The 13533-nt window shown below is 40.1% G+C and carries 15 protein-coding genes; 6 read left to right on the forward strand and 9 right to left on the reverse strand.

From position 1 onward, the window contains the following. Positions 1 to 100: 100 nt before the first annotated feature. The 4 genes from HY987_RS01815 to HY987_RS01830 all read right to left on the reverse strand — a co-directional run bounded on the left by HY987_RS01815 (position 101) and on the right by HY987_RS01830 (position 3711). Positions 101 to 1060, reverse strand: a complete 960-nt coding sequence (locus HY987_RS01815) for a P-II family nitrogen regulator (protein WP_292754981.1) — start codon at positions 1058 to 1060, stop codon at positions 101 to 103. Positions 1061 to 1233: 173 nt separating this feature from the next. Further along, positions 1234 to 1704 (reverse strand): GTP-binding protein, encoded by a 471-nt coding sequence (locus HY987_RS01820; RefSeq protein WP_292754984.1) that lies wholly within the window; start codon positions 1702 to 1704, stop codon positions 1234 to 1236. A gap of 401 nt (positions 1705 to 2105) precedes the next feature. Continuing rightward, the gene (guaA, locus tag HY987_RS01825; RefSeq protein WP_292754988.1) at positions 2106 to 3032 is read right to left on the reverse strand and encodes a glutamine-hydrolyzing GMP synthase; all 927 of its coding nucleotides are present in this window, start codon (positions 3030 to 3032) and stop codon (positions 2106 to 2108) included. A gap of 109 nt (positions 3033 to 3141) precedes the next feature. After that, a complete protein-coding gene (locus HY987_RS01830; protein WP_292754991.1) occupies positions 3142 to 3711 on the reverse strand; it encodes a GMP synthase subunit A in 570 nt (189 codons plus the stop codon). A gap of 189 nt (positions 3712 to 3900) precedes the next feature. Between HY987_RS01830 and HY987_RS01835 the strand changes: the two genes are divergently transcribed. The 3 genes from HY987_RS01835 to HY987_RS01845 all read left to right on the forward strand — a co-directional run bounded on the left by HY987_RS01835 (position 3901) and on the right by HY987_RS01845 (position 5354). Beyond that, a complete protein-coding gene (locus HY987_RS01835; RefSeq protein ID WP_004030295.1) occupies positions 3901 to 4041 on the forward strand; it encodes a hypothetical protein in 141 nt (46 codons plus the stop codon). A 119-nt stretch (positions 4042 to 4160) separates the two neighbouring features. Beyond that, positions 4161 to 4625, forward strand: coding sequence for a DUF2124 domain-containing protein (locus HY987_RS01840; RefSeq protein WP_292754993.1), 465 nt, complete (start codon positions 4161 to 4163; stop codon positions 4623 to 4625). Positions 4626 to 4739: 114 nt separating this feature from the next. After that, a complete protein-coding gene (locus HY987_RS01845) occupies positions 4740 to 5354 on the forward strand; it encodes a DUF447 domain-containing protein (RefSeq protein WP_292754995.1) in 615 nt (204 codons plus the stop codon). Between the two features lie 39 nt (positions 5355 to 5393). On the opposite strand, the gene HY987_RS01850 is transcribed toward HY987_RS01845, so the two are convergent. The 5 genes from HY987_RS01850 to HY987_RS01870 form a co-directional block, all read right to left on the reverse strand. Next, positions 5394 to 6272, reverse strand: coding sequence for an MBL fold metallo-hydrolase (locus tag HY987_RS01850; RefSeq protein ID WP_292754998.1), 879 nt, complete (start codon positions 6270 to 6272; stop codon positions 5394 to 5396). A 177-nt stretch (positions 6273 to 6449) separates the two neighbouring features. Further along, complete coding sequence (gene ade / locus HY987_RS01855; protein WP_292755000.1) at positions 6450 to 8060, reverse strand: adenine deaminase; 1611 nt, start codon at positions 8058 to 8060, stop codon at positions 6450 to 6452. 139 nt (positions 8061 to 8199) lie between these two features. Continuing rightward, on the reverse strand, positions 8200 to 9432 hold the full coding sequence (locus HY987_RS01860) for a TIGR00300 family protein (protein WP_292755003.1): 1233 nt from the start codon (positions 9430 to 9432) through the stop codon (positions 8200 to 8202). 281 nt (positions 9433 to 9713) lie between these two features. Beyond that, positions 9714 to 10604, reverse strand: coding sequence for an agmatinase (gene speB / locus HY987_RS01865; RefSeq protein ID WP_292755006.1), 891 nt, complete (start codon positions 10602 to 10604; stop codon positions 9714 to 9716). A gap of 50 nt (positions 10605 to 10654) precedes the next feature. Next, a complete protein-coding gene (locus HY987_RS01870; protein ID WP_292755009.1) occupies positions 10655 to 11041 on the reverse strand; it encodes a translation initiation factor IF-5A in 387 nt (128 codons plus the stop codon). A 220-nt stretch (positions 11042 to 11261) separates the two neighbouring features. Between HY987_RS01870 and HY987_RS01875 the strand changes: the two genes are divergently transcribed. From HY987_RS01875 to HY987_RS01885, 3 genes are all read left to right on the forward strand, one after another. Beyond that, positions 11262 to 11705 carry a pyruvoyl-dependent arginine decarboxylase gene (locus tag HY987_RS01875; protein WP_292755012.1) on the forward strand — a complete coding sequence of 148 codons (444 nt, stop codon included), beginning with the start codon at positions 11262 to 11264 and terminating at the stop codon, positions 11703 to 11705. 152 nt (positions 11706 to 11857) lie between these two features. Next, positions 11858 to 12697, forward strand: a complete 840-nt coding sequence (locus HY987_RS01880; protein WP_292755014.1) for a bifunctional fructose-bisphosphatase/inositol-phosphate phosphatase — start codon at positions 11858 to 11860, stop codon at positions 12695 to 12697. Continuing rightward, on the forward strand, positions 12697 to 13533 hold the full coding sequence (locus HY987_RS01885) for an NAD(+) kinase (protein ID WP_292755017.1): 837 nt from the start codon (positions 12697 to 12699) through the stop codon (positions 13531 to 13533). Before HY987_RS01880 ends, HY987_RS01885 begins: the two co-directional genes overlap by 1 nt.

Genomic DNA, 13533 nt, shown 5'->3' on the forward strand with positions numbered 1-13533 from the left:
AAAACAGTTTATAAATAGATTTATGAAATCAGCTGAATGAAGGTAAATCTATGTTAAAGGTAATATTTATTAAAAATATATAATTTCAATAATATTACAATCAATCAACAGCATTTTCCCCTCTTTCGGTTGTTCTAATTCGTATAACATCTTCCACTGGTGATATAAATAATTTTTCACTAACATCTTCAGTTTTCACAGCTTCAAGGGCCTGAATAACATACTCAATTTCTTCCGTTCTGATGATCATCATCATTTCTATTTTTGGTGGTAATTCTAGCTCATAACTACTGCAACGGTATGTTTCCATTTTTTCATTATTATGGTCATGATACTTGATATCTATTGTAGTTATATTGGAAAATCCGAATTTTGCCAGGGAATTTTTCACATTGTCCAGTTCAATGGGGTGGAAAAAAAATCTTAATTTGTAAAATTCCGGGATAAACAATGGTAAAGGTTCAGGATCATCATATTCTTCATAGGTTTCATTGATCTCTGTGGTTTCATTGATCTCTCTGGTTTTGTAGGCTTTTTTGGGTTCTATTGCATTGTTTTCAGGAGGGGCTGTCTCTTTTTCATATTTGTCAATTAATTTTAATAACATTTTCAGGCCATCGTTTATTCCAATTCCATCCTGAGCAATGGTGGGAATAATCAAGACTCCTTCAACATGGGTATCCATTTCAAATTCGCCAAAATCATCTCTATTTGCAAATAAGACATGGGGTATGTTTTCACTGGTAATCAAATTAATTATTTCCAAGTCTGTTTCAAAAATACCAACACTGGTCTCTACAAAAACAATAACTCCGTCCACATCTTCAGATAACACTTGTTTTATGGACATGAATTCCGGATAGCCTGGTGAATTGAATAAATAATTTTTCCCACCGTCTATGAGTATCCTCCGATAATTAAAGACAGATAATTCAATTTTCTCCTCAGGCATAGTATTATCATTAAAATAGTCTATTATGGTTGCAGAATGATCCTTGCTAGAATTATAATTGCATAAAATAACGATTTTTTTAGGATTAATTAGGGGTTCATTTTCCAATGCAGTCACCTTAAATGATTAATAAAGAATTTTAAAGGGTATTCTATTCTTTTATGAGGATAATTAATTTTATATTTGATTATTTGACCTTTATTTTAGTGGATATATGTAATATAACATCAAAGCAACGTTTATAAATCAAACGTGGAAAATAAATTAAAAATGGTAGAATATCAGCAGCTAACTGCTTTGATCTTACTGATATATTCTGGTTCCATCAATTCCAATAATATGTTCACACCTTCCGAAATCCCTTTACCTGAAATTGCCTCGGTAGGAACTATCAGAACATCATGGTACTGAGTATAAATGGGAATATCACTTAAATCTTGTTTATTGGCAAATATGACATAAGGAACGTCTTTTTCTTCCACAAAATCAATCATTTCTTCACAGTTAAGGGTAATACCCTGAGTGTTATCGATAACTATGATTGCCCCGTCCATATTTTTGGATAATATGTCTTTCATAAACTTAAATCTCTCTGCACTGGATGGGCTGAATATTTGAAGCTTTTTATTGTTTTGTATGGTTTTCCCATAACTTGCAGCTTCAGTTTCTACCAGATTATTGCAAACATGTTTCAGGGCAGTCCTTTTACCCGAATCTGAATCTCCTAACACTAAAATTTTTTTGGTTTCCATAAGATCACCAGTCAACACTCCCCTTGTAGGAATACGGAAGCCTTCTTCCGATCAAATTCTTTGGATCTTTTTACTTATAAACTTATCCAAACATTCATTCAAAATTTCCAGAAAAAATTCACAATATGTCCAATGAAATATTAGTTTTCTTAAAATTCTTCAAATATTATGAATTAATAATATGTTTACTCTCTTTTAGTTTACTCTCTTCATGTTAGGGAAGTGGTGAAGAAGTGTAAATATATGACGCGTGTTAGGGATGAATTATTAACATATAACCTTACGGATGGTTATAGGGTTTAAAATAACTTGCGGATGCTTTATACGAGTATTTAATAATGAAAAATAAAAAAGGTTAAAAAAAAGTATATGCTTAAGTCCATTAACTTTCAGCAATGTTTTTAAGCAAGTTCAATTGTACTTGGGGGTTTGTCACTAACTGAAAGAGACACATGGGTGACTTCCGGGATTTCGGCAGTTATTCTCCGGGAGATTGTTTTCACCATTTCCCAGGGGAGTTCCGGAACATCAGCAGTCATGGCATCCAGTGATTCAACCATTCTCAGGACTACCAGGTATCCGTAGTCCCGTATATCTCCTTTAACCCCTGTAACCTTGGTGTTGGTGAGCACTGCGAAGTACTGCCACAGGGTTTTATCAAGACCCTTCTTTTGCACTTCTTCCTCTACTATGGCATTGGCTTTGCGGCATATTTCAATTTTCTGGGGGGTTATCTTTCCTGCTATGCGCACAGCCAGACCCGGACCCGGGTAGGGTTGCCGGTTCACCATCTCATCAGGCAATCCCATTTCAGCTCCAATGATCCTCACTTCATCCTTATAAAGTTCTCTTATAGGTTCCACAAGCTCCAGAACCATCCCATGGGGGAGGGCAACGTTGTGATGGGATTTAATATCTCCATGACTTTCGATCCAGTCAGGGGCAATAGTGCCCTGCACCAGGAATTCGGCACCCACTTTCTCGGCTTCCCTTTCAAAAACCCGGATGAAGACTTCGCCTATGATCTTTCGTTTTTCTTCAGGGTCTTCAACTCCTTCCAGTTTACCCAGAAATTCTTCGCTGGCATTGATGTACTTCAAGTTAAGCCGGTCATGGAATGTTTTTTGAACATAGTCTGCTTCCCCTTCCCGCAGGAGACCATGATCAACAAAGACTGCGGTTAAATTTTCTCCAATGGCATTTGAAACAAGAACTGATGCCACTGAACTATCAACACCACCGGATAAAGCAATTATTGCCTTTTTATTTCCTATGGTTTTTTTAATTTCATCTATTGATTCTTTAATGAAAGAAGACGGATCTAACATGTTTATCGACCTATAATGATTTTTTTTTGATTCAATAAAGCATAAAAATTCTGTCAATCAAGTTAAATATGTTAATTATTTTCCAATGGAATCTTAATAATTGGAATCTTTAATCATTTTTATGATATTTTTTGCAAACTTCATAAAAATTCTCAAAAACTTTAGGCCCTTCTGGGGTATGATAGACTTCAGGGTGGAATTGTATCCCGTATAAAGGCTTATCCATGTGTTTCATGGCTTCAATATCACATATGGGTGATGAGGCCAGAATTTTAAATTCAGAGGGGAGTTCGGTCACTTCATCCTTGTGGGAGGCCCAGACATCTAACTGTGGTCCCAGGCCTTTGAAGATGTCATTTTCATCTCGGATGTTAATCTGGATCTGAGCGTAACTTTCCGAACCCGCAGAACCGATTTCGCCACCATAGGCCTGTGCAAGGATCTGATGACCAAGACAGATGCCCAGAATAGGATAATCCAGTTTTTTAACGTATTCTATACTGTTACCTGATCTTTCCACTGAGGGTCCGCCTCCCAGAATCAATCCCAATGGTTTTTTATCCTTAATTTCCTCCAGACTGGTGGTGTTGGGAACCAGCTCTGAAGGTATTTTCAGGTAGTGCAGAGTCCGGTGAATCCGGTGATTGTACTGTCCATGATTGTTAACCACTAATATCATTTTAATTATCCTCTTATCTTATTTCCTTAAGTTATTCCCTATTTTATTCTTATTATTCTCATTAATTCTATCTTCTCCACTTTACAATAGAAGTGTAGATTTGCCAAATATTTTTATTAATTCGCCATTTCCGGGCTTGTAATTCCCATATGCAAATATTTTTATGTTAAAATGGTAATATAGAAAAATATGGAACTTCGAGACATTCTACTCATACTGGTGGCTCTGGTGCTAGCAGTGGTTTTCTTCTATGTATTCATATGGTTACTTCCGGTTATAATTATACTGGTGATAGCCTATATCATATATATATTTTTGAAGGGATCCTGAGAGTATAATGAACATTCAACTTTTAATGTTCTTAAATTTTAGAATTCCCCTAGTTTAAACTTTTTATTAAATTTTTTAATAACCTGAATATTTTTTTTAAAATAGATATTGGTGATGTAATGATGGAAACAGAAAAGTTCAGAGGATTAAACGGAAACCTGATGGCTTTCAAGAGGGAAGTAGAGGGTGCAGAAAAAGTTACTTTTGCAGGAATTCCTGGTGTTTGCAGCCCATTTGCAGAACTTTTTGCCTATGTAATTCGGGATAAGGAATCAGTTTTTGTTGCCAAAACTGATCTGGATTCAGCTCGGAAAATTGAACGCACACCATTAGGTATGCAATTTACAGAAGAAGCAGATCCCCACAGCAGTGTTGTAGCCCTTCTGGGCGGACTCTCCATGCCTCAATACGAAGTAGATGTAGCTGATGTGCAGAAAATGATTGAAGATATCCTGGCACCTGGTGGAAAGGTCATTGGCCTGTGTTACATGAACATGTTCGAAAACGCAGGTTGGGATGAGAAAATTGATTTTGACTGCATAATAAACGGTATTTTAACTGGAGAAATTTATAAAAACGATTAAATGATTATGGGATTATGGGATTATGGGATTATGGGATTATGGGATTATGGGATTATGGGATTATGGGATTATGGGATTATGGGATTATGGATTAATGGGTTAAAAGGTTAGATCATGTTGGACTTGTATTCTGTGGGTATGGAACGTGGTCTCCTCTACGAGGTCATAGTTACCACCCGAAACCCGGATGGAACCCCCAATGCAGCACCAATTGGTGTTATCTGTAAAGAAGATCGTGAAGTGGTTGTTTATCTCCATGAGGGATCAAAAACATTCGATAATGTGCGACGTGAAAAGAGTTTCTGTGTGAATATACTGCGGGATCCAATGGTATTTGTTGAATCAACCCTGGGAAATCTTGACAGCACAAAATTCCAGACTCATGACCAGGATTTAAGCATCAAAGGAGCAGAAGCCTTTTTCACAGTTGAAGTCACCCGTGAAAAGCTGGTTCAACGCCAGGATCATCTGGGAACTTCTACCCTAAATGTGGTAAATGCCAAGGTCCTGGAAGTGGTTAAGAATCAGGAACATGTTCATCCTTTAAACCGGGCCATTTATGGGATAATTGAGGCCCTGGTGTATCTTAGCCGGATAGATATTGTTTCTGAAGATGAAAAGAAGGCATACCTGGAGAAGATTAGTGAAACCTCCAGGGTGGTGAACAAGGTAGGCTCAGAGGACCATAAAAAAGCCATGAAGAAGATTATAGAATCCCTTGAAAAGTAAAATTCTAAATTAATTATAATAAATTTAATAAACCAAAACCTAAAAATAGAACTCTTTTCGTCTTGCTTCTAAGAGATAAGGCTCTTTACCAAGAAGTTCCGATGCTACAAGTACCTCGCCCTTTGATTCTTCCTTAACTGTTTTTATAAAATCAAAACAGCGAAGATCCCTTAAAAGATGATGATCAACCACCACCCGAGGAATTTTCCTGGCAATTTCAATCAAATTTTTCTGTGCACGTACCACATCCCTCTTCTCCAGAATGAAACCCTCCAGATAGATGGGTGGACCACTTAAAATAAGAGTATCTGGGTTTTCATTAAGTATGAGTTCCCTGGCACCATCCCCCATAGGTCCCTGCACATCAGAGGCGTGTATTAACTTCTGCCCCTCCCATTCAATGGTGACGGTTATGACAAAACCCACACGGCTGCCCTCTGCACCATGGGGAAGTGCGTTTGAAAATTTAAAAAGAGTATCCCCTACTTTGAATGAATTACCATCAGCATAATGAATATCCCTAGTCCCTAAACGTTTCAAATTCTTTAAAAAATCTCTGGCCCTTTTCTGCTGGTTTTTATTTATATTTTCCGTGGGATGTTTTATAAACAGCTTTTTATTCCGGTACATTTGCTGAGCATATTCCGGAGAGGAATCCAGGTATCTTCCCAGACTAAAAGGAGTAAAGTGATCATGGTGGTAATGGCTGATGGTTAGAATATCTGCTTTTTTAGCATATTCCTGTACTCTGGCCCGGGTCTCATGCAGAGCATCGAATTCATCCTTCCATGGAGGGAATCCGAACCTTTTAGGGGCGATGGATGTACCAGGGTCCACTAGTATCTTCTGGTCAGTTTCAATGTAGGTGGCCATGGAGCGCACACCCATACTTTCAAAGGCCAGGGGTATAACATTCATTCAAAAACACCCATTTTTAGAATTTATTCACCTATCAGGAAGTTTTATTCTCCTCAGCAAGTTTTATTCTACTTATCAGTTAAGTTTTATTCTCCTATCCTCAAGTTTTCACAAACATCAGATAACTTTTAAATCAAATAAATTAAGATTACTCTTATTTCTGAAACACCTAGCGTCTCATTTTAAAACATCCACAAACTGGAAACTTTCAACATCGAATAAGCCCTGGTCGCTGATTTTTAGTTTGGGAATCACCAGGAGGGCCATGAATGACATGGTCATGAATGGTGAGGCCAATTTACAACCCATATCCTTAACCACATCATGTAATTTAGTCAGCTGGTCAGATACCTCCCCCGCACTCAGGGTACTCATAAGACCAGCTATTGGGAGTTTAAGGGAATGAACCTCTTCATCACAAACTGCAACCAGCCCTCCTCTATTCTTTTTAAGGGTGTTAACGGCAGCTGCCATATCCTGACTGTTGGTACCAACCACAATGATGTTATGGGAGTCATGGGCAACACTGGATGCAATAGCCCCTTTTTCAAGCTTGAAACCATTTACAAAGGCATTGGAAATGTGATTAGCCCCATATCTTTCCACCACTGCAATTTTCAGGATATCGTTTTCATGGTCTACTTTTAAAACGCCAGCAGAAGATTCCAGGATTGCTTCAGATTCTTCAGTGAGAAGCTGTCCCTCAATCACTTTAATAACTCTCACTGTGACCTTTCCAGTTATGTTAGATTGTACTTCAAAATCCCATGGCTTTTTGTCACGTAATCTGAATGTATTTTCGATCATGGTGGGTTGGACTTTGAAAAGGGCCTTCCCTTCCCTGGCAACCATCTCTCCATTTATCAGGACTTTTTTAACGTTGAAATGTTCCAGATCATCCACCAGCACCAGATCAGCTCTTTTACCAGGGCTAATTGACCCGGTATCCAGATGGTAATGGGATGCAGGATTCAAGGTAACCATCCTGATGGCTTCCACAGGATCCATGCCAAGTTGCACCGCTTTTTGCAGGGTATGGTCTAAATGTCCCTCCAGAAGGTCCTGTGGGTGCCGGTCATCAGATACCAGGAAATCACCCCCCACACTCTGCAGTTCTTCTAGGTTCTTGGCTGATGATCCTTCCCGGATCATTATCTTCATCCCCAACCTCTTTTTCTCCTGTGCCTCCTCCAGCCTGCTGCACTCATGATCAGTGGATATACCAGCACCTATATACTTGCAGAGATCTGCACCGGATAAAAGAGGTGCATGGCCATCAACTGGTTTAGAATGTTCACGGGCGAGTTTAATCTTCTCCAGAACAACCTGCTCTTCTCCAATAACACCTGGAAAATTCATCATCTCCGCCAGTGCCACCACATCATCCATCTGGAGGATTTCATCTATTCCAGCAGGTCCCAGCACTGCTCCAGAAGTTTCAAAGGCTGTGGCAGGCACGCATGACGGGGCAGTGAAGAAAAAGTGGAGGGGAACTGTACTAGCATCCCTCATCATGTAGTCGATACCAGCAAGTCCCAGGACATTGGCAATTTCATGGGGATCAGCCACCACTGCCGTGGTTCCATGGGGCACCACCACCTCTGCAAAACGGGAAGGAGTGAGCATGGAGCTTTCAATGTGTATATGGGCATCGATAAACCCTGGGAGAATGTAGTTTTTAAACTCACCCTTAACTTCCCTGATACATTTAATCTCCCCATTCTGGATTTCCACCTCTGCAGGGTAGATTTCTTCTGTAAAGAGGTTTAATAGGTTTCCTTTCAACATGTGCATCCTCCGTGGGCCTGACAGTGTCTATGGTAAACTTTAATTTTTCCAGGATGAAATTAGTATCTAAGAATAATATTTGGTAGTTTCTAAGAATAATATTTAGTTTTCCAAAATAAAGGAATAGGTGGTTGTATTTCTAATCCTCTTTATCAAAATGATTGATTTCATGATAAAGCATGGGCAGAAACGCCCCCACATCGGTAACAATACCCAGTACCTGTGCACTACCCCGATCTCCTAGTTTAGTGACTGTTGCAGGGTTAATATCCACGCAAATACTCTTAACCTTGGATGGTAGGATGTTTCCCACGGCTATGGAATGGAGCATGGTAGCAATCATGATCACCATATCCACACCAGGAACATACTTCCTCATCTCATCCTGGGCCTCAATAACATCGGTTATAACATCAGGCAATGGTCCGTCATCCCGTATAGAGCCAGCCAGTACGAAGGGAACATCGTTTTTCACACATTCATACATAACTCCCTTTTTAAGAACACCCTGCTCCACCGCATCCTGTATGGAGCCCGCCTGGTTGATCTGGTTGATGGCGTAGATGTGATGGCGGTGCCCCCTTGCAACGGCTTCACCAGTCTTCACACACATCCCCAGGGATGTTCCATACAGTGCGCTTTCAATGTCGTGGGTGGCCAGGGCGTTACCGGCAAAGATAACATCAACTAATCCTTCTTTGATCATCCGGGCCAGCACTGGACCGGAGCCAGTGTGGATGATGGCAGGCCCACCAACCACTGCAATTTTACCCCCACGACTTTTAACTTCCCGTACTTCCTGGGCAATGCTTTTAATTAGAGTTTGGAGTGGTTTTTCCGAGGACGCATCACTCCCCATAAACTCAAATACTCCCTTCTTACCCCTGGGACGTTGAGGAGCCATAACCTTGATTCCCTCACGACCCACCACCACCAGGTCACCCTTCTTTATCTGACCAATAGGTTTAATGATGGCCTTTTGATTTTGGGGGTCAACCACAATCATACAATCCATTTCAATGTTTTCTACAGGTATCCATTCATTCTGGAAGCGGATGAAAGTGGGATGGTTGGTGGTGGAATAAAAATCAGCAGGTAGGGTTTTATCCTTGTTGGCAGCTTCTAAATTAACTTCCCTGATCTCCACTACCATGGCTCCTATTTCTGCCAGTTCATCTAAAATTTCACCCAGAAGGGATTCACTGTCTGCTGAAACTTTAATCCTGGCGATACTGGTATCCTTTTTACGTTTACCCACCTCAAATTCCAGTATCTGGAAGTCCCCTCCCATGTCCATAATAAGGTCCAGGGCCCTGGGAAGAGTAAGTGAATCAATAATGTGTCCAGTAAGCTTGACTTCGCGGTTATACATAATAATCCTCCTATTTTATCCAAGTACAGGGATTTTCATGATTTACTAGTATATTCTTCATAAATTTTATAATCATACTAGTGGATTATATTCCTGGAATACGTTTTATGAGTGTATTCAAATCTGATAAATTCTAAACATTTCTAGATTTGACTGGATATCTATAAATATTTATACGAATATTCCCTGGAAAGACATTTCATCCTTAATCTTGAAATTGATTTCATCCTTAAAAAGAATTAAACTAAAAATAAAAATAGTGCTAATGATTTCAAATAGATTCATTGCAGGAACAGGAAGTCTAAAATCGTTTTGGCGGCATTGATTGAGGTGATATCCCCAATGGAGTTTGATGAAACCTCAACCACATCCAATCCAATAACTTCTTTCCCTGCCAGAGAAAAGATCAGTTTTTCCAGATCATGGGGGCTCAGCCCGCCTGGTGTGGGAGTACCAACACTGGGAGCATAAGCCGGGTCAAGCACATCCATATCCACGGTTACATATACCGGACCCTTTATCTTGTGAATGATATTTTTCATTCCATGAATATCCTCCTTTATCTCCGGAGGAGTGTAGTAATCTATTCCATTATCCTGAGCAAAGTGTGTTTCTTCAGCAGAGGCAGAGCGGATTCCCATCTGGATTATATGCCGTGGTTCAAGATCATGAATCCGTCGCATAACAGTGGCATGGGAATATTTTTCTCCCATATAATCGTCCCTGAGGTCCATATGGGCATCAAAATGGAGAATAGTAACGTCCCGCATATTATGGGTCCCGGTAGTGTCATAAGACTTCACAACACCATAACTTATACTGTGTTCTCCGCCGATGGTTATGGGAACAATTCCTTCCTCTAAAATGGAGGATATAACAGATTCCAGGTTTAAACAGGTATTATTAAAGTTTCCAGGAACAGATTCCAGGTTTCCAATGTCCTGGACATGTGTATTAAGACTTTTATCCAAAAATAAGTTGTATTTTTCAAAATTATAGGATGCCTCTCTTACAAAAAGAGGCCCATAACGTGCCCCAGGTTGGTAGGTGGTGGTGCTGTCAAAGGGCACCCCTAAAATACCAAAAACAGGCTTATCTTGAATTTCAGAGGAGTACTCAAACTCCGTCCGGGAAAAAGCAAATTTAAGAGGATTTTCAGTATATAAGTGCATTTATCCAAATCCTCATTAAATTTTTAAAATTATCTTAATCCTCATGGGGGTTATTTAATTCTCATGAGTTTCTTGTTACCCATGGCCACAATATAACCTACTTCTGCCCCTTCAATCAGTTTATCACGCAGATCATCTGGTATTGGGACTTCGAAGGTTTCGTAGGTCTCTAGATCCATGAGCTGGATGTCACTGCCCATTAAGGCCAGTACTTGGGCGGTTCTTTTATCAATGATAGGGACTTCTATTTTGGCATCCACTGGTTTTACCAGACCTCTTTTCTGGTTGTCGAAAACTCCGACGGCGTCCACCCTGGCCTTAGCTGCCCCGTGCTTACCTGGGGATGAAGTCTGGATACTCACTACTTTAGATGCTTCACCATCTAATACCACATATTTACCTACTTTAAGCGTTTTAACTTCCACTACCTTAGTCATGCTATTTACCTCCGTATTATACGTATAAACTTCAGATCGATGTGTGGGATCCATAAATTTTTAGAACCTAAGAAATAGAATCTATTATGATTAATATAACATCTGCTACTAATAACTCTGCTTGCAGGGTATAAATATATTTATAGATACCTCTCTCTGATATAGAAATGCCTATATTTTTTTCCCTATTTAAATTTTTAAGTGAATTTTGAGTGATATGATGAAAGTTTCAATAACATCAGGAAGATCAGAAGGACCCACCAGGCTAAATGCCTTTGATAATGCCCTTTTAGATGCGGGGATTGGTGACGTGAACCTAATAACAGTATCCAGCATACTCCCTAAAGACACAGAGATAGTTGAACTTCCTTACATTAAGGAAGGTAAAATGGTTAATTGTGTCCTGGCCTGCGCACATTCAGACCAGCCAGGGGATTTAATAACCGCTGCAGTGGCAGTGGCAATATCCGATGATTTTGGGTGTGTGGTGGAACACTCCGGGGTGAACCAGGACCCAGATGTCATCAAAGAAGAAGCGGAAACCATGGTAAAGTACATGATGCAGGTGAGGGGTCTTACCATCAGGGAAATCATCATAGCACATGAAAGTCATATAGTTAAAGAAGAGGCAGTTGCACTGGCTGCTGTGGTATATCTGGAATGACTCATGTGGCTACTTTAGATAGAATACTAATTACTAGTCCTTTAAAATAGTGATCATGAATGATACTGAATAAAAACCAACTTTGAAGTAAAATTCAAGTGTTTTATTGGGTTCAGGGGCCTAGAATAAGTTTTGATAGGAGGAGGGTAACTATGAATAGAGAAGATCAGGAATTTTGGGGTGAGGTATGCCAGGATTTAATTGAGGAATCTCAAAGGGCAATATCCCCTCTTATAGGATCCCAAAAGAGTGGAGAGATAGTTAAAATGGGTGCTGATGGAACTCCAACCACTCTTATTGACATGGTGGCAGAAAACAAGGTTATGGAAGTTTTGGAAGGTGTTGACAGACCATTAACTCTTATAAGTGAAGAAATTGGTGAAGTAACCATTGGTGAAGGCCCATCTGATGCCATACTGGTGGTGGACCCCCTGGACGGCACCAGCAATGCAGTGAAGAACATACCTGCCTACGGGATATCCGTAGCAGTGGCACCTATTTCCCCTGGAAAAAAAGGTTCTTTAACTATTCAGGATATTCAGATGGGTGTGGTGAAAAACTATGCTACAGAAGATATTTACAGTGCAGTTAAGGGCCAGGGGGCTTTTGTTAATGGGAATGATCTTACACCATCTCTTAAGCAGGATTTAGCCCATATATCTCTGGGAGCTTACGTTTACAGGATGGACATGGGAAAAATCGAAATTCTCTGCAAAAGTGTCAGAAGAATGAGAATTCTGGGGGCGGTGGCAATAGAACTCTCCTATGTTGCCGATGGAACCTACGATGCATTCGTTGATGTGAAAAATAATCTACGGTTGGTTGATGTTGCTGCAGCCAAGCTTATCCTGGAAGAAAGTGGGGGGATTGTGACGGATTCCAATGGAAAATCCCTTAATGGGAGGTTAAGTGTTCTGGAGAAAACTTCCCTTATAGCTACCTGTAATGAAGTTATTCATAAAAAGATAATGGATATACTGGAGGGGATTTAATGATCATGGGATTGGTGGCTCGTAGTGACATAAAAGGCGCAGTGGAACTTGCTCAGGAAATTGCTGATTTTTTAACCGAAAAAGAGGTGGATATTGTTCTGGACACTCCCCTGGCCATGGAACTGGAGAAATATCAGGACAAACAATGTGAACTGAAGGACATGGATGTGGACATGGTGGTTGCTATTGGGGGAGATGGAACTATCCTCCGCACCCAGAGTTACATTAGCCACAAAAAAATTCCATTAATTGGAATTAACATGGGAACTGTTGGATTTTTAACAGAAATAGATCCTGAAAACGCTTTCACAGCTATTGAAGCCGTTCTTGCCGGGAATTATTTTGTGGAAAAAAGAAACCAGCTTCTGGTATGGCACAATCATGAGTTACCCCCTGCCCTAAATGAGGTGGTGCTCATGACCCGTAAACCCGCCAAAATGCTCCACATCCAGATCAGTGTGGATGATGAGATAATGGAGGAATTGCGTGCTGACGGACTTATAATTGCCACACCCAGCGGGTCCACGGCCTATTCCATGTCTGCGGGTGGTCCAATTATTGATCCCAGGGTTGAAGCATTTGTAATAGTTCCTATATGTCCATTTAAATTGGGGGCCAGACCCACCGTTGTTTCCGATGGAAGCACCATAAAGGTTAAACTCCTCAGGGAAGGTAAAAAGGCCATAGCAGTCATTGATGGTCAGTTTGAGGAAGAAATAAACTACATGGATGAGATCATCTTCCATAAATCAGATAACTGCGCATACTTCGTGCGCCTCACCAAAGATTTCTACCGGAAAGTACGAGAAAAGTTAACCCAGGGCGGAATCAATTAA

Source organism: Methanobacterium sp. (genome assembly GCF_016217785.1).
Classification (GTDB): domain Archaea; phylum Methanobacteriota; class Methanobacteria; order Methanobacteriales; family Methanobacteriaceae; genus Methanobacterium.